This window comes from Plantibacter sp. CFBP 13570 (genome assembly GCF_014841395.1).
In the GTDB taxonomy this organism is placed as follows: domain Bacteria; phylum Actinomycetota; class Actinomycetes; order Actinomycetales; family Microbacteriaceae; genus Plantibacter; species Plantibacter auratus.
The window spans coordinates 35,244-57,931 of the sequence record NZ_JACYTW010000020.1 but is presented as its reverse complement, the minus strand read 5'-3'; the positions used below and the strand labels follow the sequence as shown (position 1 = coordinate 57,931).

Sequence of the window (22,688 nt, the reverse complement as noted above, 5' to 3'; positions counted from 1 at the left end):
CGGGCTCGGACCGACCGCCACAGCCGCCGTCGGGGCGCGACCGCTCCGTGCGGCCCGGCGTCAGCCACGCCCGCCCGCCAACCGGTAGCCGAACCCGCGCACCGTCTCGATCGAAGCACGCTCGAAGGGGCGGTCCACCTTGTTGCGGAGATGCCCGACGTAGACCTCGACGATGTTGGGATCGCCCTCGAAGTCGTCGTCCCAGACGTTCTGCAGGACCTCGCGCTTCGACACCACCTCGCCGCCGCGTCGCATGAGGAACTCGAGGACCGCGAACTCGCGCGAGGTCAGGTCGATCGGGACATCGCCCCGGTGGACCTGCTTCGACGCCGGGTCGAGCCGCAGTTCGCCGACCTCGAGCACCGCCGGCCGCTCCCGCGATCCACGTCGGACGAGTGAGCGGATCCGCGCGACGAGCACCGCGAAGGAGAACGGTTTGCTCAGGAAGTCGTCGGCACCGGTGTCGAGGGCTTCGACCTGGTCCCAGTCGCCGTCCTTCGCCGTGAGCATGAGGATCGGGGTCCAGTCGCCCGCGTCGCGGAGCTGCTGACAGACGCGGTAGCCGCTGAGTCCCGGCATCATGATGTCGAGGATGATGGCGTCGTAGCGATGCTCGCCGGCCATCCACAGGCCGTCGACCCCGTTCGCAGCGACGTCGACGGCGAAGCCCTCCGCTTCGAGCCCCCTCCGAACGCCGTCGGCGAGTCGCACCTCATCGTCCACGACGAGTATCCGCATCCGGTGCGACCTCCAGGCTCCGTGCCGGTCGACGGTCGAGCGGCGCGTCCCAGTCTGGCGCGGACAAGCTGAAGCAGCGCTGAAGCGGGACGGTCCGGCGTGGACCCCCGTACCCTGGAGCGGTGCCAGTCCCCGCCTCCGCCGACCCATGGGAGCAGTCCCTCGACGCGACGGACACGGCACCGGCGCGTCGCAGACTCCCCCTCTACGAGGCCGGCGCGATCCCCGTGCCGTTCGTCATCCGCGGCAACACCGAGCGGATCGCGCGGGACACGCACTGGGACGAGCACTCTCACCCCACGCACGAGCTCCTGTGGAACGATCGCGGCGCATCCACCGCGACCGTCGGCGAGCGCGTCTGGACCGTGACCCCGCACCACGGTCTCTGGATCCCGGCCGGTGTCCGCCACACCGGGTGGACCCCGGCCGGCACCTGGCAGCGGGCCGCGATGTTCAGCGTCGACCGCGTCCCCACGATCTCCGAGCAGCCGACCGCGGTGGAGGTGACGCCCCTGCTGCGCCTCCTGCTCGACCGGCTCGGCGACGCCGAGCTCGAGGACCGCGCGCGTGCCACCACTGAGGCGGCCATCGTGGACGTGCTGGAGCCGGCCGAGCACGAGCTGCTCCTCCGACTCCCCCGGTCAGCGCTCCTGGCGCCCATCGCCGAGCGGATACGCACGACCCCGTCCGACACGACCTCGCTCGCCGAATGGGCGACCCGGCTGGGCGTGAGCACGCGGACGGTGACGCGCGCCTTCGAATCCGAGACCGGGTTGGGGTTCACCCGGTGGGTCGCCGCCGCCCGAGCTCAGCACGCGATCACCCGGCTGACGGCGGGTGACAGCATCGACGAGGTCGCGACCGCCGTCGGGTACCGCTCGTCGACGGCGTTCGGGACCGCGTTCCGCCGCGTCACCGGCATGAGCCCCGGGCGATTCCGGAACCGCTGACGACTGGGTCGCGAATCGATGATCGGGTGTCCGATTCGCGAAGGAACACGTCGGATCCGCTCGATTGCGCCAGGGTGGGATGCCAGCTAACTTTGGTTAGGCAATCCTTCATCATCCCCTCCTCGCGTGTGACGCCGGCCGTTCACGGCCGCCATACCCGACCCCTCGACGACGTCCTCCGACGCCGTCGTTCGTCGTGCCCGCACGCAGGTGTCAGCCAGCAGCACCCGAAAGGACCCCATGCAGCGCGCATCACGTCTCGTCGCCCTCTCCGCGGCGGCGTTCCTCACCATCGGCCTCGCAGCCTGCTCGTCGTCGTCGGCCGAAGAAGGCACCGGCAGTGGCGACGGCTTCACGCCGATCACGATCGAGCACGCCCTCGGCACCACGACGATCGACGCCAAGCCGAAGCGTGTCGCCACCGTGAACTGGGCGAACCACGAGGTGCCGCTGGCCCTCGGCGTCGTGCCCGTCGGGATGGCCGCTGCGAACTTCGGTGACGACGACGGTGACGGGATGCTCCCCTGGGTCGAGGAGAAGCTCGAAGCGCTCGACGCCGAGACCCCGGTGCTCTTCGACGAGACCGACGGGATCGACTTCGAGGCCGTCGCCGACACGAACCCCGACGTCATCCTCGCCGCATACTCGGGGCTCACGCAGGAGGACTACGACACCCTCACCGAGATCGCCCCCGTCGTGGCCTACCCGGAGACCGCCTGGGGCACGTCCTGGCGCGACACCATCCTCTTCAACAGCGAGGCGATGGGCATGGCCGACGAGGGCGAAGCACTCGTGACGCAGCTCGAAGACGAGATCAGCGACGCGGCGGCGGCGTACCCGCAGCTCGAGGGCAAGACCGCGATGTTCCTCACCCACGTCGACACCAGTGACCTCAGCGAGGTCAGCTACTACACGACCCACGACACCCGCACCGCGTTCTTCGAGGACCTCGGCCTCGCGTTCCCCGAGAGCGTCGCGACGGCCTCCACCGAGACCGAGTTGTTCTCCCTGACGCAGAGCGCCGAACAGGCCGACGCGTTCAGCGACGTCGACATCATCGTGACGTACGGCGGCGACGAGCTCATCGCGGCACTCGAGGCCGACCCGCTGCTGTCGCAGATGCCCGCCGTCGCGAACGGCGCCATCGTCGCCCTCCCCGGCACCAGCCCCCTCGGAACGGCCGCCAACCCGACGCCGCTCTCAATCTCCTGGATCCTCGACGACTACCTGAAGCTGCTCGCGCAGGCAGCTGACCAGGCGGCGTGATCACCGGTACCGCCACCCCACCCGCCTCGGGTGTCGCCGTCGTGCGACGCCCGAGGCGGGTTCGTGGGCTCTGGCTCCTCGTCGCAGCCCTCGTCCTCCTCGCCGCGATGCTCCTCTCCGTCACCGTCGGATCGCGTGACGTGGAGTGGTCCGCCGTGCTCGGCGCCTTCTCGGGCGGCGTGGACGGGTTCGATCAGGCCGCGGTGGCCAAGCGCATCCCGAGGACGCTCCTCGCCGTCCTCGCCGGTGCCGCCCTCGGCGTCTCGGGAGCCGTCATGCAGGGCGTCACCCGGAACCCGTTGGCCGACCCCGGCATCCTCGGGATCAACCTCGGCGCCTCCCTCGCCGTCGTGACCGGCCTCGCGTACTTCGGGCTCGCAGCGGCGAGCACCACCATCTGGGTCGCGATCATCGGCGCCGGAGCCACGGCGGTCTTCGTCTACACGGTCGGCTCGCTCGGCCGAGGTGGCGCGACACCGCTCAAGCTCGCCCTCGCGGGCGCCGCGACGTCCGCCGCGCTCGCCTCCGTCATCACGGCTGTCGTGCTGCCCCGCGGCGACATCGCGAGCAGTGTGCGGTCCTGGCAGATCGGTGGCGTCGGTGGCGCCACCGTCGTCCAACTCGAGCAGGTGCTCCCGTTCCTGGTCGTCGGGTTCCTCGTCTGCCTGCTGTCCGCACGCGGTCTCAACTCCCTCGCGCTCGGCGACGAGCTCGCCGCCGGCCTCGGTGAACGCGTCGCCATCGCACGCGGTGCGGCGGCCCTCGGTTCGGTGGTGCTCTGCGGGGCGGCGACCGCGGTCACCGGTCCCATCGGCTTCGTCGGGCTCGTCGTGCCGCATGCCTGTCGGCTCATCGTCGGCGTCGACCACCGGTGGCTCCTCCCCTTCTCAGCCGTCATCGGGGCGATCCTCCTCACCGTCGCCGACGTCCTCGGCCGCATCGTCGCCCGCCCCGCGGAGATCGACGTGGGCATCATCACCGCGTTGATCGGCGCTCCGATCTTCATCGCGATCGTCCGTCGGCAGAAGGTGAGCGCTCTGTGACCGTGCGCGAACCCTTGGCGTCGCCCGGCCTCAGTGGACGGACTCCCTCGACCCTCGACCGCGTCGTCGGTGGACGCCGGGTGCGCCGTCGTCGCCGGGCCGCCGTCATGACCACCCTCGCCGCGCTCATCGTCACGGTCTTCCTGATCTCCCTGATGGTGGGCAACACCTTCTATCCGCCGAGCGACGTCGTGCGCGTCGTCCTCGGTCACGACGTGCCGGGCGCCTCCTTCACCGTCGGACGGCTGCGGCTCCCCCGGGCGGCCCTCGCAGTCGTCGCCGGGGCTTCGTTCGGCCTGGCCGGCGTCACCTTCCAGACGATGCTGCGGAACCCCCTCGCGAGCCCGGACATCATCGGCATCAGCGCCGGGTCGAGCGCGGCCGCCGCCTTCGCGATCGTCACCCTCTCGCTCGGCGCGACCGAGGTGTCGGTCTTCGCCATCGTCGTCGGCCTCGCCGTGGCGGTCCTCGTCTACGTCCTGGCCCACCGCGGCGGCGTCGCCGGAACCCGACTCATCCTGATCGGCATCGGTGTCGCCGCCATGCTCGACAGTGTGACGACGTACATCCTGTCGCGGGCGGCCCAGTGGGACCTGCAGGAGGCGACCCGGTGGCTGACCGGCAGTCTCAACGGGACAAGCTGGTCGCAGGTCGGTCCGGTCGTCGTCGCGCTGCTCGTGCTCGGGCCCGTCCTCCTCACCCAGTCGAGGAACCTCGCCGCGACCCGACTCGGCGACGACACCGCCGCCGCACTCGGCGTCCACGTCGACCGGACGCGCCTGATCGTGATCGTCGCGGCAGTCGGCCTCATCGCGTTCGCGACCGCGGCGTCTGGGCCCATCGCGTTCGTCGCGTTCCTCTCCGGCCCCATCGCCTCGCGGATCGTCGGACGCGGCGGGTCGATGCTCGTGCCCGCCGCGCTCGTGGGTGCCCTCCTCGTCCTCGTGGCCGATCTCACCGGGCAGTACCTCCTCGGCGCGCGCTACCCCGTCGGCGTCGTGACCGGGGTGCTCGGAGCGCCGTTCCTCATCTGGCTCATCATCCGCACCAACCGCGCCGGTGGCTCGCTGTGACCGGCACACCGCCCGACCATCCCGGAGGCACCCTGTGACCACGGAACACCAGCTCCTCGTCGAGCGACTCGCACTCGGCTACGGCGACCGGACCGTCATCGACGGACTCGACCTCCTCGTTCCGCCCGGCCGGGTGACGGCGATCGTCGGCGCGAACGCCTGCGGCAAGTCGACGCTGCTGCGATCGATGTCCCGCCTGCTGACGCCTCGGAGCGGCCGCGTCGTCCTCGACGGCAAGGACGTGCACCGACTACCGGCGAAGCAGCTGGCACGCACGCTCGGCCTGCTCCCGCAGTCGCCCATCGCGCCGGAGGGGATCACGGTCGCCGACCTCGTCGGCCGGGGCAGGCACCCGCACCAGGGCTTCCTCTCGCGCTGGAGCACCGAGGACGACCTTGCGGTCGCTGCGGCGCTGGACGCCACCGAGACGAGCGAGCTCGCGGACCGGCACGTCGACGAGTTGTCCGGCGGACAACGTCAGCGCGTGTGGATCGCGATGGCGCTCGCGCAGCAGACCGACCTGCTCCTCCTCGACGAACCGACCACCTTCCTCGACGTGAGCCACCAGGTGGAGGTGCTCGACCTCCTCACCGACCTCAACCGTTCCCGCGGGACGACCATCGTCATGGTGCTCCACGACCTGAACCTCGCCGCACGCTATGCCGACCACCTCATCGCCCTCGCCGGTGGCCGTCTCCATGCGGCGGGGACACCCCACGAGGTGCTGACGGAGTCGACGGTGCGTGCGGTGTTCGGACTGCAGAACCAGGTCATCACCGACCCGACCTCGGGCAAGCCGCTCATGCTGCCGATCGGCCGTCACCACGTGACGGTCTGAACGGGGGCGTCACCGTCGACCGCGTCTAGGCTGGGCGCATGGGTGATGAGGACCGCCGGAAGCGAGCCGCCGAGCAGGAGGCCCGGGCGCTGCGGGCGCTCGAGTCGATCAGGAACGGCGGCGATCTCGGCAAGGAGACCCTCGACCTCTCGAACGAGTACTCCGACGGACTAGGCACCCGCGTCGCAGCGTGGTTCCGTGGCGCGAGGCGCCGGAAGGACTGAGCGCCGTCAGTCCGCCTGCTCCGGGTGCACCGGGTAGTGGCTCGTGATCGAGACGCGGTTGAAGGCGTTGATGACGATCGCCAGCCACCGGACCGCGGCGATCTGACCGTTCGTGAGCGTCGACAGGTCGTCGTCCGGCAGTCGCCGTCGGTGCTGCACGTCCGCGATCAGGGTGACGTCCTCGGTGATCGCGAGTGCGGCCTGCTCCACCGGGCTGAAGTACTCACTGTCGCGCCAGGCGGACAGGATGGCGAGGCGTTCCGTGGTCTCTCCGACCGCGATCGCGTCGGCGACATGGAGGCGCAGGCAGTACGCGCAACCGTTGATCTGCGAGGCCCGGATGCGGATCAGCTCGATGAGCCGCTTGTCGATGCCGGCGTCGAGTGCCGCGCGACCCGCGGCACGCCCGGTCTCGACGAGCGCCTGGTAGACCTCGGGTGATTCCTTGTCGAGCCAGACGTCGGCGCTCATGGGGTTCCTCTCGTCACTGGGCGGGCGCGGTCCCGCACGCATTCGTCCAACGCTAACGCGCATGGCGGGACGACGTCAGCGTGCCGCGTCACCGTGGCGGGATGTCCTGGCGTGTGACCGGCACGGCTGGTGCGTCGTCGTGGGGTCGCAGTTCCACCCGACGACTGCCGCAGGCGGCGCACCGGAGGTAGCGCAGCGACCCCTCCGAGGTGGTGTGCGCCGACTCCGTCGCCCAGGCGTGGGGGCAGGCGTCGAGGGCGTTCGGCGAGGGTTCGGAGGACTGCGGGGGTGCGTCGAGGAGGGTCATGACTCCACCATGATGTAATGGCGCTATGCATCTCAACCCTTACGGTTCGTACGCCGTCCTCCTGGCCGCGTCGCTGGCGAACGACTGGCCCGACGACCGGGACGGCATCGTCGCCCGCACCCGCGAACACGGGATGACGATGCCCTTCGCGGAGGTGACCCGTGACCACGCCCGCGTCCGCCAGGTCGTCGACGAGTGGCTGACCGTCGTCGACGCGGCCGACGATCAGGCCAGGGCGGCCGCGCTCAACCGCCAGATGGCTTCCGCCGCCGCGTTCCCGCGGCTGACGGACCACGACGGCGAGGGGTGGCACCTGCACTACCGCGACGAGCATCAGGCGCTCCCCGAAGTCCTGGCCGCGGTGATCAGCGTCGGGACCGCCCTCCACCTGACGACGAGGGGGATGCAGCGTCTCGGTCGGTGTGCCGCGGGGACCGAACCCGGCGACACGTGCCGGCGGGTCGTCGTCGACGTCACCCGCAACGGCCGTCAGCGCTACTGCTCGGTGCGGTGCGCCAACCGGTCGGGCGTCCGCAGGCACCGCGCACGCGCGGGCGGCTCAGCCCGCTGACCGGGCGTCGGGCAACAGGAACCAGACGCTCGCTCCCCCGAGCCCCGACTCGTCGATCTCGATCCGGCCACCGTGCGCCTCGACGATGCGTCGGCAGGTCGAGAGACCGATGCCGAGGCCGGCGACCTCGCTCCCCGCCGCGCGTTCCATGAGGTCGAAGACGCGCTCACGCTGCTCCGGAGCGACGCCGGGACCGTTGTCCTCGACCGCGACCAGCACGCCGGCCGAGACCCGCTCGGCCTGGACGAGCACGTGCGGGACGACTCCGGCGGCCGCACTGAACTTCACGGCGTTCGCGATCAGGTTCTGCAGCAGCGCGCGCAGCAGCGTCTCGTCGCCGTGCACCTGGAGGCGCGTGTCGACCTCGACGGTCGCGCCGGTCGACGTGACGGTCGCGTCGAGGTCCTCGACCACGGAGGACACGAGCGGCTCGAGGTCGATCGGGACGCGTCGCGGACGGGCGCCACCGATCCGGGCGAAGTCGAGCAGGTCGGTGATCATCGCCGCCATCCGGTCGGCGGCGGACTCGGCTCGCGCGAGCGCCTTCGCCGCGTGTGGCGCGTTCACCATCTCCGGGCTATCGGTCGCGAGCTCGAGGAACCCGGAGACCGCCATGAGCGGGTTGCGCAGGTCGTGGCTCACCTGGCCGGCGAACTGGGCGAGCTGCTCGTTGGACTGGCCGAGCTCGTGCGTCAGGCGGAGCAGCTCGAGGACGTCGACGACCTGCCTCGCGAGGAGGTCGAGCGCCTTGCCCTGTTCCGGAGTCAGCTCACGCACACGGTCGTCGAAGATGCACAGGGTGCCGATCGGGACGCCGTCGGGGGTGACGAGCGGGCTCGATGCGTAGAAGCGGACGTTGGCGAGCTCACCGGTGACGAAGGGGTTCGCCGCGAAGCGCGGGTCTTCCCGAGCGTCTGGAACGATCGTCCGCACCTGCTGTTGGAACACGACCGCGCACATCGAGTCCTCGCGCGAGCAGCTCGCCGGTTCCAACCCGACCGCAGCGATCTGGTGCTGGAACCGGTCGTCGATGATGTTGATGACGGCCGTCGGCACGCCGCACATGGCCGCGGCGAGGTGGACGAGGCTCTCGAGGTCCGTCTCGGGCGGACGACCGACGACCTGGTATTCGGCGATCGCGGAGCGCCTCGTGATGTCCTCTGCGGTGATCACGCGCGCCCTTTCGTCGTCGGAATCCGGAACGTGTCCATGCTACCCATCCAGGGCACATGCACTGCCCCGGCTGTCGGATACGTCCGGGATGTGCCACTCCCTACCCGGACGGTCGACCGTCGCTCACGCGAGCTGGAGACGTCTCCAGGCGAGTTCGGCGAGCACCGCGGACTGCAGGTCCAGGACGCCGTCATCGAACACCGCGCGTTCGGAATGCAGGGCGACGGAGCCCTCATCGGGGGCGGCACCGACGAAGACGAGCGTGCCGGGGACCTCGTCGAGGATGTAGGCGAAGTCCTCCGACGCCATCGACGGCACCTCCTGCCGGACGACCCGGTCGGGCCCCACGAGCGCGTCGAGCGTGCTGAGGACGAACCGCGTCTCCTCCGGGTCGTTGACGGTGACGGGGTAGGACGCGATGAACGTCGACTCGAGGGTGCAGCCGTGCGCCTCGGCGATCGCGGTCAGCAGCTCAGGCAGCTGCTCACGCACCTTCTCGAGCGTCGCCTTCGACAGCGTGCGGATGTTCGCCTCCAGGCTGACGGCCGAGGCGAGCACGTTGCTGGCCTCGGAGTCGCTGCTCAGCCGGGTGACGGAGATGACGGCCTGGTCGGTGGCCGGAAGCCGACGGGCCGCGAAGGTCTGCACGGCGAGGATGAGGTGTGCGGCGACCGGCACCGGATCGACGGCGAGGTGCGGGAACGCCGCGTGACCGCCCGTCCCGCGGACCGTGAGCTGCAACGCGTTGGCACTCGCCATCATCGCGCCCTCCCGCGTGACGAGCTGCCCACGTGGGGTGCTGCAGTCGACGTGCAGCGCATACGCCGCGACGGGTCGCTCTCCGGCGATGTCGAGCAGATCTTCCTCGAGCATGATCCGCGCGCCGGCCTGGCCCTCCTCCCCGGGCTGGAACATGAACACGACCGTGCCGGCGAGGTCGTCGCGACGGGCGACGAGCAGCCGGACGGCGCCGAGGAGACCCGCCATGTGGAGGTCGTGGCCGCAGGCGTGCATGGCCCCGGAGGTCGACGCGAACGGCAGCCCGGTCGCCTCGGTGACCGGCAGACCGTCCATGTCGGCACGGAGCAGCACGGTGGGGCCCGGGGCACCGCCCCGGAGGACGGCGACGACCGAGGAGAGTCCGGTGCCCGTCGTGACCTCCAGGCCGAGCCCCGCGAGTTCGCGCAGGATGATCCCCTGGGTCGCGGGCAGGTCGAGGCCGATCTCGACGGCCTGATGCAGTTCGCGTCGGACGGCCACGAGCTCGTCGCGCATCGCCGTCGCGTCCTCCCGGAAGCCGGTCACGAGCGCGCCCCCTCGTCCTGCGGCGAGCGCCGGTACACCTGCTCGCCGCGGATCCAGGTCTCGGCGACCCGGACGGTGGCGATCTCGTCCGCGGGGACGGAGAAGACGTCGCGGTCGAGGACGGCGAAGCTGCCGTCGTATCCCGTGGCGATCCGACCGACGCTCTCGAGCGGCGAGAGCAGGCCGGCTCGTCCCGTGTACAGCAGGAGCGCCTGGGCGACGCTGATGGCCTCCTCGGGGACGAAGTCGGCGCCGTTGTACGCCTGGCGTCGGACGGCGGCCTCGACGGAGAGCATGACGTCGTCGGCGCCGCTCCAGGCGGTGGCCGGGCGGTCGGAGGAGAGCGCGAGCGGCCCGATGGTGCGGAACAACCGGGCGATCGGGTAGGCGTCGGGGACCTGTTCGGCGCGGAGGGCGAGCTCGTAGCCGTCGTATTCGGCGAAGAAGAACACGGTGTGGGTGGCGATCCCGAACGTCATGCGCGCGGAGCGGAGCCGTTCGGCGTACTCCTCGCTGATGATGGTCGCGTGCTCGATGCGGACGGAGGGGATGCCGTCGAGCCAGGGCTCCTGGTCTTCGAAGAGGCTCGCGACGCGGTCGAGGGCGCGGTCACCCATGGCGTGCACCGCGAGCTGGACGCCGTTGCGGCGAGCCCAGGCGCCGGCTGCGAGGACGTCGTCGTCCTCGACGAGTCGGAGTCCGTGGTCGCAGGATTCGGGATACGGTTCGGCGACCCAGGCGGTGCGGTTCGAGTAGGCCCCGTCGAGGACGACCTTCACCCCGCCGATGCGGATCCGCCCCTCGCGATCGTCCGGAGTGAGCTCGGCGAGCGGCGCGGAGGGGTCCCAGCCCGGGTAGAGGGCGACGCGGGTGCGGAGCCCCTTGGCGGCAGCGGCGCGGAAGGCGTCGAGGGGGTCGTGCAGTCGGTTGGACAGCAGGTCGCACACGGCGACGATCCCTCGCGAGGCCAGTTCCTCGCCGATCGCGACGAGCGAGGCGACCTGTTCGTCTCGTTCCGGCACCGGGATGAACCTCGCGACCGCCTCGACCGCGGCGATCTCGGTGAGGACACCGTTCGGCTCGCCGTCCGGTCCGCGTTCGAAACGCGCACCGGCCGGGTCGGGTGTGGCGGCCGTGATGCCCGCGAGGCGGAGCGCCGCGGTGTTGCAGACGGCGGAGTGGGCGTCGCAGCGCCAGACGAGGACGGGGCGTTCTGCGGACACCGCGTCGAGGTCGGCTGTGGTCGGCATCCGCCCCTCGGGGAACTTCGTGTCGTCGAACCCGCGGCCGATCACCCAGGCGCTCGGCGCGGTCAGCGTCGCCTGGTGCTCTCGCAGCCGCTCCACGAGTCCGTCGATGGAGACCACTGAGGGCGGGAAGCACTCGGCGGCCACGGCGGTGGCGGCCATGAGCGCCGGGTGGGTGTGGCTGTCGATGAGGCCGGGGAGCACGGTGCGTCCGCCGAGGTCGACCGAGGGTTCCCCCGCGACCGCGGACGCCTCCCCCACCCAGTCGAAGCGGCCGTCTACGATGCGGAACGCGGAGGCGACGTCCGTCTCGTCGGTGCCGGTGAACACCCGGGCGTTCGTGAAGAGCTGCGAGTGGGTCGGCGTCGCGGTGGGTTGCGGTGTCACGGTGGGGGTCTCCGTCTCGGTCTCAGCTGCCATCAGATCGCGCGCCAGGTGAAGCGACCGCCGAGCAGGGTCGCGGCGACCGGCATCGACCGCAGCCGCTCGGCGTCGGCGTCGAACGGGTCGAGGTCCGTGATGACGAGGTCGGCGGGCTGCCCGACCGCGATCGACGTGCGGACGCTCGCGGCCAGGGCCACGTCCAGCGGGAGCCGTTGCTCGGGGTGCCAGGCGTCGCGGCCGTCGCGACTCCGGCTCGTCGCGGAGGCGATCGCCTGCCACGGGTCGAGTGGCGAGACCGGAGCATCCGAGCCGAGCCGGAGGCCGACGCCTGCGCGGTGCAGGGATCCGAACGCGAACGCGCGACCCGTGCGGCCGCTCCAGTGGCGGTCGGCGACGTCCCGGTCGTCCATCGCATGCTCGGGCTGCACGCTCGCGATCAGCCCGAGGCTCGCGAACCGGGCGAAGTCCTGCTCGCGCACGAGCTGGGCGTGCTCGATGACGCCGCGCATCCCGAGCGCTTCGAAGGTGTCGAGGACCTCGGTGTTGGCTCGGTCGCCGATCGCGTGGACGGCAGCCTCGATCCCGGCGCCCCTCGCACGTTCCAGCAGTCGGCGGAGCTCGTCGACCGAGACGCTCTCGACACCGCAGGCGTGCGCACTCGACGGGTCGACGCCCGGATACGGGTCCCAGCACCAGGCGGTCCTCGTGTTCAGGGAACCGTCGACGACGACCTTGAGTCGACCCATGGTGAGGAGTCCGGCCGGGTCGATCGCGTCGCCGGTGCGGAGTCCCGCCGCGATGACGGACTCCAGTCGGTCGGGCCACGCGGCGGCCTCGATCCGCAGGCTCGTCGCGCCGTCCGCGATGCGCTCGGACCATTCGCCGAGATTGTCGGTGTTCTCGAACTCGACGACCCCGACGACGCCGCGTCGGGCTGCCGCGTCGGCGGCATCCCGGTAGGCGTGCGCGGCGAGCCCCGAGTGCTGGTCGATCCGCTGCAGCGCCTCGATCCACGGCGCTTCGGCGACGACGCCGCTCGCGTCGAGGTCCAGGCCGAGTCGTCGCGCGGCGCGCGTGTTCATCCAGGCGCAGTGGAGGTCGCCGCTGACGAGGACGACGGGTACGTCCGATTCGGTGGCCTCCAGCGCGGCGAGCGTCGCCGGCTGCGCCCACAGGCCGTCGCGGAACCCGTACCCCATGAGGAACCCGTCAGTGAGGGGTGCACCGGTGTCGACCGCGCGACGGACGGCCGCGAGGACGTCGGCCGCGCTGGCGGTCTCCGTCAAGTCGATCCGTCGCCGCTGGATCACCCACTGGGTCATGTGGACGTGCGCGTCCCAGAGCCCCGGTCCGATCGTGCGTCCGGCGACGTCCACGACCTCGCCGGACGCCGGGGCCGTCCCGGCCGGTCGGATCTCGGCGATCCGACCGTCGCGGACGAGGATGTCGACGGGCTCGCCGCCGGAGGGCCGTGCGTTCCGGAGCGTGAGGTCGGTCGCGGTCACCGTGCCGGTGTCCCGTCGTCGGTGGTGGGCGCAGCTGTCCCTGCGTCGAGTCCGTGGAGGGCCGCCATGCGGGCGGCAAGGGTCACGTTCTGGTACGGACCCGGCTCCCCGAGCGCCGTGATCACCCGTTCGACGACCTCGGCCGGTTTGTCCTGGCTCATCTTCTCCTTGGCCTCGAACCGGGTCACGCGCAGGCGGAATCCGACCGTCCCATGGACGATGCGTGCCGCGTACTCGCTGTTCGCGATCGTCCCGTTCATCAGGTACGGCTCGGGCAGCACACGCTCGAAATGGGCGACGAGGCGGTCGAGCACCTGCAGGTTCTCCTCGTCCGAGAGCAGTTCGGGCACCCCGTACAGGTGCGCGACCGCGAAGTTCCAGGTGGGGACGGCCGGCGACGTGTCGTACCAGCTCGGCGACACGTACCCCTGGGGGCCGTAGACGATCACCATGGCCTCGTGCTGACCGAGCTCGTGCAGTCGCTCGTCCGGCCGCCCGACGTGGCTGAGGAGCACGATCCCGTCCTCGTCCTCCTCGAGCAGGACCGGATAGTGCGACGAGACGAGCCCACGACCGGGGACGTGACTGACGACCGTTGCCCAGGGGTGCTCGCGCACGAGTGCGCGGACCGCTTCGACGTCGCCCTGAACGTACTCGGTGGTGTGCCTCATCTGCCGCCTCCTGCGGTGCTCGGGGTGTCGACCGCGGACGCTGCGGCCGCCAGGGCCGTCGCCACGTTCGAGGGGGCTGCGACGCCCCGGACGCGCGCCAACCAGACGGTCGTCGCGGCGAGGGCCCCGAGGTCGAGCCCGGTCTCGATCCCGAGCCCGTGGAGCATCCACACGAGGTCCTCGGTTGCGAGGTTACCGGTGGCGCCCTTCGCGTACGGGCAGCGACCCAGGCCACCCACGGAGGAGTCGAACTCGGCGACGCCCAGCGAGAGCGCCGCGTACACGTTGGCGAGTCCCTGCCCGTAGGTGTCGTGCAGATGCAGCGCGACCGCCTCGACCGGGATCCCGGCGGCGAGCACGTCCCGGACGACCCGGGTCGTGAGCCCGGGCGTCCCCACCCCGATCGTGTCGCTGACGGCGACGGTCGAACACCCGGCGCGGTACAGCCGCACGGCGGCCTCGACGACCGTCGCCGGATCGACCGCACCCTCCCAGGGGTCCCCGAACGCCATCGACACGTAGCCGCGCACCGGCACCCCCTCCGCGGTCGCGGTGGCGACGACCTCCTCGGCCCGTTCGACCGCCCCCTCGCGCGAGGTGTTGAGATTGGCCCTGGCGAACGACTCCGACGCGCTCACGACGACGGAGACCTCCCGGACACCAGCGTCGATCGCCCGATGCAGGCCGCGCAGGTTCGGCACGAGGCCGACCGCCCGCGCACCCGTCGGCACCTCGAGGCCAGCGACGAGCCGTTCCGCATCCGCGAACTGCGGGATCCAGGTGGCCGGCACGAAACTCGTCACCTCGAGGTCCCGCGACCCCGCCTCGTACAGGCGCCGACAGAGCTCCGCCTTCACCGACGTGGGCAGGATGTCCGTCTCGGCCTGCAGCCCGTCGCGCGGCGCCACCTCGTAGACGCGCACCCGCGTCGGGAGGCCGTCCACCGGTTCCATCCGGGGCTGCGGAAGGCCGCTCATGCCGACGTCGCCCGGAGCTCGTCGAGCACCTCGCGCGCGTACTCGACCCGGATCCGACGGTCGGCGACGATCCTCGCCGCGACCGCCCCGATCTCATCCACGGTCGCACCGGCGCTCGCCGCGATCGTCCGGGCGTGCAGGGTCATGTGGCCGCGCTGGATGCCCTCGGCGGCGAGCGCCCGACATGCGGCCAGGTTCTGGGCGAGGCCCACCGAGGCGATGACGGCCGCGAGTTCCCGGGCCGTCTCGACGCCGAGGAGGGTCACGCCCGCCTGCGCCGTCGGATGCGCCTTCGTCGCTCCACCGACGAGCCCGACGGCCAGCGGGACCTCGATCGTGCCGACGAGGTTCCCGTCGGCATCCTGCTCGAACTGCGACAGCGCCGAATAGCGACCGGACCGAGCCGCGTGGGAGTGGCAGCCGGCCTCGACCGCCCGGGTGTCGTTGCCCGTGGCGAGCACGACGGCCGTGATGCCGTTCATGATGCCCTTGTTGTGCGTGGCCGCCCGGTACGGATCGGCCTCGGCGAACGCGCTCGCGGCGACGATGTCGGCGACGACCTGCGCACCACCGAGGAGGTCGGCGTCGAACACCGCCCTGGCACGGGTGATGCGCTGATCGGCCTTGTTCGTGAGGATCCGCAGGAGGGTCCGCGATCCGGCGATCTCGGCGATGCGGGGCGCGATCGCCTCAGCCATCGTGTTCACGGCGTTCGCACCCATGGCGTCGCGGACGTCGACGTGGAGGTGGACGATGACCTGCGTCCCCACGCGCGTCGGCAGGATCCGGACGTCGATGTCTCGGGCGCCACCGCCGAAGGAGACGAGGATCGGGTCGAGCTCGTTCGCGAGGGCGAGCAGTTCGTCTCTGGCCTCGAGGACGCGGAGCCGCGCGGCGTGCGGGTCGACGGCGTCGAGGATCTGGATCTGCGCGATCATGACGTCGCCCGACGACGACGTCCGGAAGCCGCCGTGCACGCGTGCGATGCGGGCGGCGTTGGATGCCGCGGCGACGACGCTCGGCTCCTCGGTCGCCATGGGGACGAGTCGGTCCTCGCCGTCGATGGTGAAGTTCGTCGCGACGCCCACCGGGACGGCGATGACGCCGACGACGTTCTCCACGAGGTGGTCCGCCTGGGCGATCGACAGGCCGGCATCGGGTCGCAGTGCGGCGAGCGCCTCCGCCGCGATCCCGGCCCCCTCGGCGACGAGGTCGAGCCGCTCGTCCGGCGTGTGGTCGCGCAGCCCCTGGATTCGGCTGTTTCTCGGCATGGGTCGCCCTTCGGTACAGGCAGACACCGGATCCTCGGTGCTGCGGTCAAGACGACCCTAGGAGCGGTGATCGTCGACGACGATGGGCGGATGACTCAGCGGATCGGCGATCGTGTGGGTGGATCCCACACCCCGCTGGACCGGCCGTCGCTTTAGACTCCTGAGGGACCAGTCAGGAGACCCGATGCGAGAGCCTGCCGACGTGCGAACGGCCACCGACCTCGTCGACGCCGAACCCGTCCACGACACCGAGCGGGAGCTGATCCGGTTGCGACGCCGCGAGCACGAGCTCTCCGCCCTGTTCTCGAGCGCCCGCGAACTGGCCGAGCTCCGCGACAGCGACGCCGTGCTCGCCAGGCTCGTCCAGCGCGCCCACCAGATGATGGGCGTCGATCTGGCCTACCTGTCCGAGTTCGACCCGGTCACCCACGAGCTGCGGGTCCGCGAGACGAGTGGCTCCGTCAGTCCGTCGTTCCAGACGCTCCGGGTGCCTCCCGGGCGCGGACTCGCGAGCGTCGTCGTCGAATCGCGCACGGCCCAGTGGGTCGCGGACTACTCCGACTACTCGACCGACCGACACGAGCGCGGCATCGACGACGCGGTCGCAGCGGAGGGGCTCGTCTCCCTGCTCGGCGTGCCGATGCTCACGAGCGACGACGTCCTCGGCGTCCTCTTCGTCGGCAACCGCGACCGGAAGGACTTCTCCCCCGACGAGGTCGCACTCCTGGCTGCGCTCGCGGACCACGCCTCGGTGATCCTCCAGACCACGCAGACCCTCCGCGACCTGCAGGACTCCGAGGACGCCAGCCGGCGGAACCTCGCGGACCTCACCGCCCACCTCGTCGAACGTGACCGGGCGAACACCGTCCACCAGGAACTCGTCCAGGCGGTCCTCGCCGGGGGCGGATTCGCGCCCGTCGCGGAGACGCTCGCCACCGCACTCGGCCGTGCGGTCGCCGTCACCGACGCGCAGGACCGGGTGATCGCGGCAGCCGGTCTCCCGCTCTCCCCCGGCATGCTCGACCTCGACGACGTCACCCGCGCGGCCATCACCGACAGCCGTCGCTCGGGCCACTGCGTCCTGGTCGCGAGCGGCGGTGTCGGAGCGGTCGCCGCCCTGTCTGCCGGCAGCCGGCATTTCGGCGCCCTCATCCTCGGCGACGGCGACTTCGAGCTCGGCGCCGTGGACCTCCGCACCGTCGAACGCGCGGCGCAGGTCGCGGCACTTCTCGAACTCCAGCAGGAGGCGGCCTCGGGCGCCGACCACCGTGTCCGCAGCGAGCTCATCGCCGACCTCCTCGACGACGTGCCCGAACGCCGATCCGACGTCGAACGACGCGCCAGGCGCCTCGGCATCGACCTGCACGAACTCGACTCCCTGCTCCTCCTCGCCGTCCCGGGAGACCAACAGACCACCGCCGCCCGAGCGCTCAGCCGCCGACTCGACGACCATGCGCTCGTCGGCGAGTACCGCGGGTACGTCGTCGCCGCACACTCCTCCGGCCGTCGGCCGCTCGACGCCGACGCCGTCCGCCGACACGTCGCCGGCAGCATCCAGCAGCCCGTCGTCGCCGTCGTGCCCCGCACCGCCCCCGACGCCCTCACCTCCGCGTTCACCAGCGCGATGCGCACCGCCAGACTCATCGCCGCACTGGAACTCTCGGACCTCACCGCATCGACCGACGACTTCCTGCCCTACTCGGCGATCTTCGACACCGATGCGCGGGCGCTCGCCGACTTCCTGCGAGACACCATCGGACTCGTCCGGCGCTACGACGCCGAGCGGAACGCCGACCTGCTCGGGACGCTGCGTGCGTTCGTGCGGAACAACGCGAGCCCCACCCGCACGGCGCGCGCCCTGAACTTCCACACGAACACGATCCTGCAGCGCCTCGACCGGCTCGACCAGGTCCTCGGAGCCTCCTGGCGCGAGGACGAGCGCATGTTCCGGCTCGGCATCGCCGTCCGCCTCGACGAGCTCCGCGAGCAGTTGCAGTCCGGACGGTAACCTGCAGCACTCGGACCGGCCCGCTCCACGCCGAGCTCCGGATCAGCTCGCGGAGGTCGGCATCGGTGAGACGCGGTCGGCGCTGCGGGCGTGGGACGGGGCGAAGCTCGAGATGTCGTCGCTCGTCTCCCCGTCGAGCGCGAGCTCCGCGAGGATGCGTCCGAACGCGGGCGTGAACTTGAAGCCGTGACCGGCGGCGAGGGCGACGATGACGTCCGGGTGCTCCTCGAGCGGGCCGAGGACGAAGTTCCGGTCCGGGGTGAGCGCGTACTGGCAGGTCACCGTGCGGAGCTCGGGGCCCGACGCCGGCACGAGGTCCGCCATGAAGCCGGCCAGCTGCCCGGTGAGGTCCGGAGACGGGACGAAGGTGCGCTCCGCCGGCGACATGCGGTTCTCCGAGACGTCGCGTGCGGCCTTCACCGTCGGTTCCCCGAAGGTCGGGAAGCCGTAGTAGCACTCCTCGTCCTCCCAGATCCACACCGGGAACCGCTCGCGATCGAGATGCTCGGCGTCGGCCGGGCGGAAGTAGGTGACCTGCTCCTGCATCACGTCGAGCGGGATCGCCGCACCGAGGGGTTCGAGCAGCTCGTTGGCCCACGCGTCGGCGGCGAGGACGACCTTGCCGGCACGCACCGGGCCGCCGGAGGTCTGCACCACGACGCCGGATCCATCAGGGGTCAGCGCGTCGACCCGGGTGCGGTCGCGGATGTCCGCACCGAGCGCCCGAGCACGGAGCTGCAGAGTCGCGACGGTGCGCGCCGCGTGGGCGATGCCGGTGTCGGCGGTGTAGACCGTCTCCACGTTCTCGGGGATCCGGAACTGCGGCCACCGCGCCTGCACCTCGGCCGGCGTCAGCAGCTCGTGCGGGACCCCGCACTCCTCCAGTGCCGCGGTGAAGTCGGTGGCCGAGTAGGGCCCGTCGACGGGCAGGAAGATGACCCCGCCGGTGATGGTGAGCAACCGCTCGCCCGACTCCTGCTCGAGGTCCGTCCAGTCACGGTAGGCAGACTGCGCGAGTCGCACGTACTGCGGTGCGCCGTACGACGTCCGGACGATCCGCGAGGTGTCGTGCGAGGCGCCGCGGACGTGCCCGAGTTCGAACTGCTCGAAGGCGACGACCTTCGCGCCCCGACGGGCGAGGTGGTAGGCGGCGGCACTGCCGAGAGCTCCCATGCCGACAACCGCGACGTCGAACGATTCCATCCGGTGGTGCTCCCTCGTGCTTGCCCGATCGATTCAGGCAAGTGTGCTGGAGCGCCGGAGACCGGCCTATGGACCGATGATCCAGGTTTTCGCGTCAGGAGTGTGCCGTGGCGACGACCCCTCGCCGGGGTCAGTGCCTGCGTCGCCCCGAGAAGAGTGCGTGGAGGAGCGGCACGGCGGAGACCACCATGAAGACGGTGCCGAGCACGGCGTCGTCGGCCCGGAGCACGGTGCCCGCGACGAGCAGCGCGGCGAACAGCACGGCCGAGACGACCCGGCCCGTCGTGCGGTCGAGCCGGGCGATCCGCTGTTCCAGTCTCGGGTTGGTGGTCGCGACCGTGCCGGCTTCGACCCGCGTGATGACCGCGTCGAGACGCTTCGGCAGGCGGACCGCGACCGTGGCGATGTCGAGTGCCTCGCGACCGAGGTCCTGGACGACGTTGCCACGCTCGTCGCGCAGCAGCTGCGCGGCGTAGGGCTCGACGGAGTCCCAGAGGTTGAACTCTGGGTCGAGGGCGCTGCAGACACCGGAGGTGAGCGAGATCGCGCGGATGATGAGCAGGAAGTTCTCGGGCAGCTGGAACGGCAGCGTGCGGATCACCTCGCTGAACTGGTTGCCGAAGTCGCGGAACTCCTTCGGATCGACGTCGCGCAGTTCCGCGAACCCCATGCCGCCGAAGCGCCCGAACAGCGCGGTCATGGCCCGTTCGAGCTCGGTCGTGTCGGCAGAGGGCAGGAGGACGCCGAGGTCGCGGATCGCGTCGACCAGGCCCTTGCCGTCGCGCGATGCGGCGGCGATGAGCAGCTTCCGGAGGCCGCGCCTCGTGGTCGGCGGGACCTCGCCCATCATCCCGAAGTCGATGAAGGTCAACTTCCAGGGTCGCTCGCCCGGGGCAGCCTCGACGGGCGTCACGAAGATGTTGCCGGGGTGCGGGTCGGCGTGGAAGAACCCGTTGGTGAAGAGCTGGTCGAACATGACGGCGGCGAACACGGGTGCCACGTCGACCGGATCGATGCCGGCGGCGCGCAGGGCGTCCGCGTCGGTGATCTTGATGGCGGTGACGTCTTCGAGCGTCAGGACGCGCTGGGTCGTGCGCTCCCACACCACCGCGGGTACGGAGACGCGGTCGTCGCCCGCGAAGTCGGCGGCGAACCGCTCGGAACTCGCAGCCTCATGGAGGTAGTCGATCTCCTCGAGGCTCGTCGCGGCGAACTCCTCGACGAGCGCAGGCATGTCGACGCGGTCGGACACGAGCCGGACGCGGCGCAACCAGCCGCCCACCTTGCGCAGGGCGGCGAGGTCGACGGTGACGATCTCGTCGATGCCCGGCCGCTGGACCTTGAGCACGACGGCGTCGAGCCCCGTGTCCGCGGCGAGCGCCGGAGCGAGCAGGGCGCGGTGCGCCTGGCCGAGCGAGGCCGCTGCGACGGGGCGTTCGTCGATGCCGGCGAAGACCTGCGAGAGCGGCACACGGAGTTCCGACTCGGCGAGCGCGCGGATGCGTGGGAAGGCGACGGGCGGGACTTCGTCCTGCAGGCCTTCGAGCTCCTTCGTGATCTCCGGCGGGAGCACGTCGAGGCGCGACGACATGAACTGGCCGACCTTGATCATGAGGCCGCCGAGGTCGACGGCGAGCACGTGGAACCGTCGTGCGAACTTCTGCATGCGGCGCGTGCGGGTCCGCTCCGTCAGCTTGATGAGCCCGAACCGCGGCAGGACGATCTCGAACCACCAGGCGGCGGCCAGGTGCCAGCTCGCGAAGCGGAGGATGCGACGGTACCGGGCGCGCCCGTGAGCGGGCGGACCGGCTGGAACGCCGGCCCGCCCGCTCATGGGGAGCTCGCCGAAACGGGACGCCGAGTCGCTGGGCGTCCCGCCGGTCGACGACACTCGGTCAGTCCTGGGCGAGGATCGCGTAGAGGCGCTTGCGAGCGTCGTCGAGGATGGTGACGGCCTGCTGGACCTGCTCGGGCGTGCCGGTGCGGCCGACCTGGGCTGCGGCCTGGGCCAGCTCGACGCCGGCCTTCGGCAGAGCGGTGAAGCCGGGGTGCTCGGACGACTCGGCGTTCTGCCACGGAGCGGATGCCCCGGACTCGGCGACCTCGTCGCGACCGGCCTCGGTCAGTGCGTAGGTCTTGCGGCCGCCCGACTCCTCGGCCGTGATGATGCCCTCGTCGGACAGCAGCTGCAGCGTCGGATAGACCGAGCCTGCGCTGGGCTTCCAGGAGCCGCCGCTGCGCTCCTCGATCTCGCGGATGATCTGGTAGCCGTGCATCGGCTGTTCGGCCAGGAGGGCCAGCACGGCGGAGCGGACGTCGCCTCGGCCGACGCGCGAGCCGGCGCTCTTCTCGAACTTCGAACGCAGCTGCTCCATCATCTGCCACATGCCGTCGGTACCGAAGCCGGCTCCGTTGCCGAAGCCTCCGCCGTTACCGAACCCTGCGCCACCGAATCCTGCGCCACCGCTTGGGAATCCACCCATGATTGCTCTCCTTCGTCGTACGTGAACGATGCTCAACGATATATCGGTGAAGCTGTGAACGATATGTGTAATCGGAAGATCGTGATGGCGTAACGTCGCCCTCATGAGCCCCTGGACCGCAGCAGACATCCCCGATCAGCACGGCCGCGTCGCGATCGTGACCGGCGCGAACAGCGGGATCGGCGCGGTCACGGCCCGCGAGCTCGCCGCCCACGGTGCCGCCGTGATCCTCGCCTGCCGCGACACGGACAAGGGCGCGCGGGCCGCGGCGACGATGACCGGCGACGTCGAAGTGCGGCAGCTGGATCTCGCCGACCTCGCGTCCGTCCGCCGATTCGCCGACGGCGTCGAGCGGGTCGACGTGCTGGTGAACAACGCCGGCGTCATGGCGGTTCCCGAACGACGCACGGCCGACGGCTTCGAGATGCAGATCGGCACGAACTTCCTCGGGCCCTTCGCGCTCACCGGCCTCCTGATCGACCGCATCACCACGCGGGTCGTGACGCTGTCGAGTGCTGCACACCGCGCCGGCAAGATCGACCTGGCCGATCTCAATTGGCGCAACCGGACGTATCGGCGCTGGTCCGCCTACGGCCAGTCGAAGCTCGCCGACCTCATGTTCTCGGCCGAACTGCAGCGACGCCTCACGGCGGAGGGTTCCTCGGTGCTGTCCGTGGCCGCACACCCCGGCTTCGCGTCGACCGAGCTCCAGTCCCACACCGAGTCCGCGCAGGGTCCGCTCCTCGCGTGGGGAACCCGGCTCCTCGGTCAGAGCGCCGAGATGGGTGCGCTTCCGACGCTGTATGCGGCGACGTCGCCCGATGTCGAGCCCGGCGGCTACTACGGTCCGAGCGGCTTCGGTGAGATGCGCGGTGCCCCGAAGCCCGTCGACCGGACCTCGGCGGCCCGCGACGAGCACGTCGCCGCCGAGCTCTGGAGAACGGCCGAGGCGCTCACCGGAGTCACCTACCGGTGAGCGC

General features: G+C 71.2%; 22 protein-coding genes. 9 read left to right on the top strand and 13 right to left on the bottom strand.

The features are described from left to right. Positions 1-60: 60 nt before the first annotated feature. Positions 61-738 (bottom strand): response regulator transcription factor, encoded by a 678-nt coding sequence (locus tag IFT89_RS09135; RefSeq protein WP_079706060.1) that lies wholly within the window; start codon positions 736-738, stop codon positions 61-63. 122 nt (positions 739-860) lie between these two features. Between IFT89_RS09135 and IFT89_RS20770 the strand changes: the two genes are divergently transcribed. From IFT89_RS20770 to IFT89_RS09105, 6 genes are all read left to right on the top strand, one after another. Beyond that, positions 861-1,688 carry a helix-turn-helix domain-containing protein gene (locus IFT89_RS20770; RefSeq protein ID WP_137241579.1) on the top strand — a complete coding sequence of 276 codons (828 nt, stop codon included), beginning with the start codon at positions 861-863 and terminating at the stop codon, positions 1,686-1,688. Positions 1,689-1,928: 240 nt separating this feature from the next. After that, positions 1,929-2,954, top strand: coding sequence for an iron-siderophore ABC transporter substrate-binding protein (locus tag IFT89_RS09125; protein ID WP_202938791.1), 1,026 nt, complete (start codon positions 1,929-1,931; stop codon positions 2,952-2,954). Next, entirely contained in the window at positions 2,954-3,997 is a 1,044-nt protein-coding gene (locus IFT89_RS09120) for a FecCD family ABC transporter permease (protein WP_307783482.1), read from the top strand. Before IFT89_RS09125 ends, IFT89_RS09120 begins: the two co-directional genes overlap by 1 nt. A gap of 2 nt (positions 3,998-3,999) precedes the next feature. Next, a complete protein-coding gene (locus IFT89_RS09115; protein ID WP_240044007.1) occupies positions 4,000-5,070 on the top strand; it encodes a FecCD family ABC transporter permease in 1,071 nt (356 codons plus the stop codon). 34 nt (positions 5,071-5,104) lie between these two features. Continuing rightward, positions 5,105-5,908, top strand: coding sequence for an ABC transporter ATP-binding protein (locus IFT89_RS09110; protein WP_137241577.1), 804 nt, complete (start codon positions 5,105-5,107; stop codon positions 5,906-5,908). A 38-nt stretch (positions 5,909-5,946) separates the two neighbouring features. After that, on the top strand, positions 5,947-6,132 hold the full coding sequence (locus tag IFT89_RS09105; RefSeq protein WP_086475374.1) for a hypothetical protein: 186 nt from the start codon (positions 5,947-5,949) through the stop codon (positions 6,130-6,132). 6 nt (positions 6,133-6,138) lie between these two features. On the opposite strand, the gene IFT89_RS09100 is transcribed toward IFT89_RS09105, so the two are convergent. After that, complete coding sequence (locus IFT89_RS09100) at positions 6,139-6,603, bottom strand: carboxymuconolactone decarboxylase family protein (RefSeq protein WP_137241576.1); 465 nt, start codon at positions 6,601-6,603, stop codon at positions 6,139-6,141. 88 nt (positions 6,604-6,691) lie between these two features. Then, positions 6,692-6,910, bottom strand: coding sequence for a hypothetical protein (locus IFT89_RS09095; protein ID WP_137241575.1), 219 nt, complete (start codon positions 6,908-6,910; stop codon positions 6,692-6,694). 25 nt (positions 6,911-6,935) lie between these two features. Here IFT89_RS09095 and IFT89_RS09090 point away from each other — a divergent pair, with 25 nt between their 5' ends. Further along, positions 6,936-7,481: a CGNR zinc finger domain-containing protein gene (locus IFT89_RS09090; RefSeq protein ID WP_137241574.1), complete on the top strand. Its 546-nt coding sequence runs from the start codon at positions 6,936-6,938 to the stop codon at positions 7,479-7,481. Here IFT89_RS09090 and IFT89_RS20765 read toward each other — a convergent pair. The 7 genes from IFT89_RS20765 to IFT89_RS09055 all read right to left on the bottom strand — a co-directional run bounded on the left by IFT89_RS20765 (position 7,470) and on the right by IFT89_RS09055 (position 16,014). Further along, positions 7,470-8,654, bottom strand: a complete 1,185-nt coding sequence (locus IFT89_RS20765; RefSeq protein WP_202938790.1) for a sensor histidine kinase — start codon at positions 8,652-8,654, stop codon at positions 7,470-7,472. The two genes, IFT89_RS09090 and IFT89_RS20765, sit on opposite strands and share 12 nt — an antisense overlap. Positions 8,655-8,777: 123 nt before the next feature. After that, positions 8,778-9,959, bottom strand: coding sequence for a M20 metallopeptidase family protein (locus IFT89_RS09080; RefSeq protein WP_307783481.1), 1,182 nt, complete (start codon positions 9,957-9,959; stop codon positions 8,778-8,780). Continuing rightward, positions 9,956-11,626 (bottom strand): amidohydrolase, encoded by a 1,671-nt coding sequence (locus IFT89_RS09075; RefSeq protein WP_202938789.1) that lies wholly within the window; start codon positions 11,624-11,626, stop codon positions 9,956-9,958. Before IFT89_RS09075 ends, IFT89_RS09080 begins: the two co-directional genes overlap by 4 nt. Then, complete coding sequence (locus tag IFT89_RS09070) at positions 11,626-13,095, bottom strand: amidohydrolase (RefSeq protein ID WP_202938788.1); 1,470 nt, start codon at positions 13,093-13,095, stop codon at positions 11,626-11,628. Before IFT89_RS09070 ends, IFT89_RS09075 begins: the two co-directional genes overlap by 1 nt. Further along, positions 13,092-13,766, bottom strand: coding sequence for an FMN-binding negative transcriptional regulator (locus IFT89_RS09065; protein WP_202938787.1), 675 nt, complete (start codon positions 13,764-13,766; stop codon positions 13,092-13,094). Before IFT89_RS09065 ends, IFT89_RS09070 begins: the two co-directional genes overlap by 4 nt. Then, positions 13,763-14,743: a hydroxymethylglutaryl-CoA lyase gene (locus IFT89_RS09060; protein ID WP_202938786.1), complete on the bottom strand. Its 981-nt coding sequence runs from the start codon at positions 14,741-14,743 to the stop codon at positions 13,763-13,765. Before IFT89_RS09060 ends, IFT89_RS09065 begins: the two co-directional genes overlap by 4 nt. Next, positions 14,740-16,014: a hydroxymethylglutaryl-CoA reductase, degradative gene (locus tag IFT89_RS09055; protein WP_085514388.1), complete on the bottom strand. Its 1,275-nt coding sequence runs from the start codon at positions 16,012-16,014 to the stop codon at positions 14,740-14,742. The genes IFT89_RS09060 and IFT89_RS09055 overlap by 4 nt, the downstream gene beginning before the upstream one ends. 202 nt (positions 16,015-16,216) lie before the next feature. Between IFT89_RS09055 and IFT89_RS09050 the strand changes: the two genes are divergently transcribed. Then, positions 16,217-18,022 (top strand): GAF domain-containing protein, encoded by a 1,806-nt coding sequence (locus tag IFT89_RS09050; protein ID WP_202938785.1) that lies wholly within the window; start codon positions 16,217-16,219, stop codon positions 18,020-18,022. 42 nt (positions 18,023-18,064) lie between these two features. Here IFT89_RS09050 and solA read toward each other — a convergent pair whose 3' ends face one another. The 3 genes from solA to IFT89_RS09035 form a co-directional block, all read right to left on the bottom strand. Then, positions 18,065-19,225: an N-methyl-L-tryptophan oxidase gene (gene solA, locus IFT89_RS09045; RefSeq protein WP_202938784.1), complete on the bottom strand. Its 1,161-nt coding sequence runs from the start codon at positions 19,223-19,225 to the stop codon at positions 18,065-18,067. Between the two features lie 130 nt (positions 19,226-19,355). Continuing rightward, the gene (locus IFT89_RS09040; RefSeq protein WP_202938783.1) at positions 19,356-21,059 is read right to left on the bottom strand and encodes an ABC1 kinase family protein; all 1,704 of its coding nucleotides are present in this window, start codon (positions 21,057-21,059) and stop codon (positions 19,356-19,358) included. A gap of 61 nt (positions 21,060-21,120) precedes the next feature. Next, a complete protein-coding gene (locus tag IFT89_RS09035) occupies positions 21,121-21,612 on the bottom strand; it encodes a PadR family transcriptional regulator (protein WP_085514431.1) in 492 nt (163 codons plus the stop codon). 199 nt (positions 21,613-21,811) lie between these two features. On the opposite strand from IFT89_RS09035, the gene IFT89_RS09030 reads away from it, so the two are divergent. Next, the gene (locus tag IFT89_RS09030; protein ID WP_192017861.1) at positions 21,812-22,684 is read left to right on the top strand and encodes an oxidoreductase; all 873 of its coding nucleotides are present in this window, start codon (positions 21,812-21,814) and stop codon (positions 22,682-22,684) included. Positions 22,685-22,688: the final 4 nt, after the last annotated feature.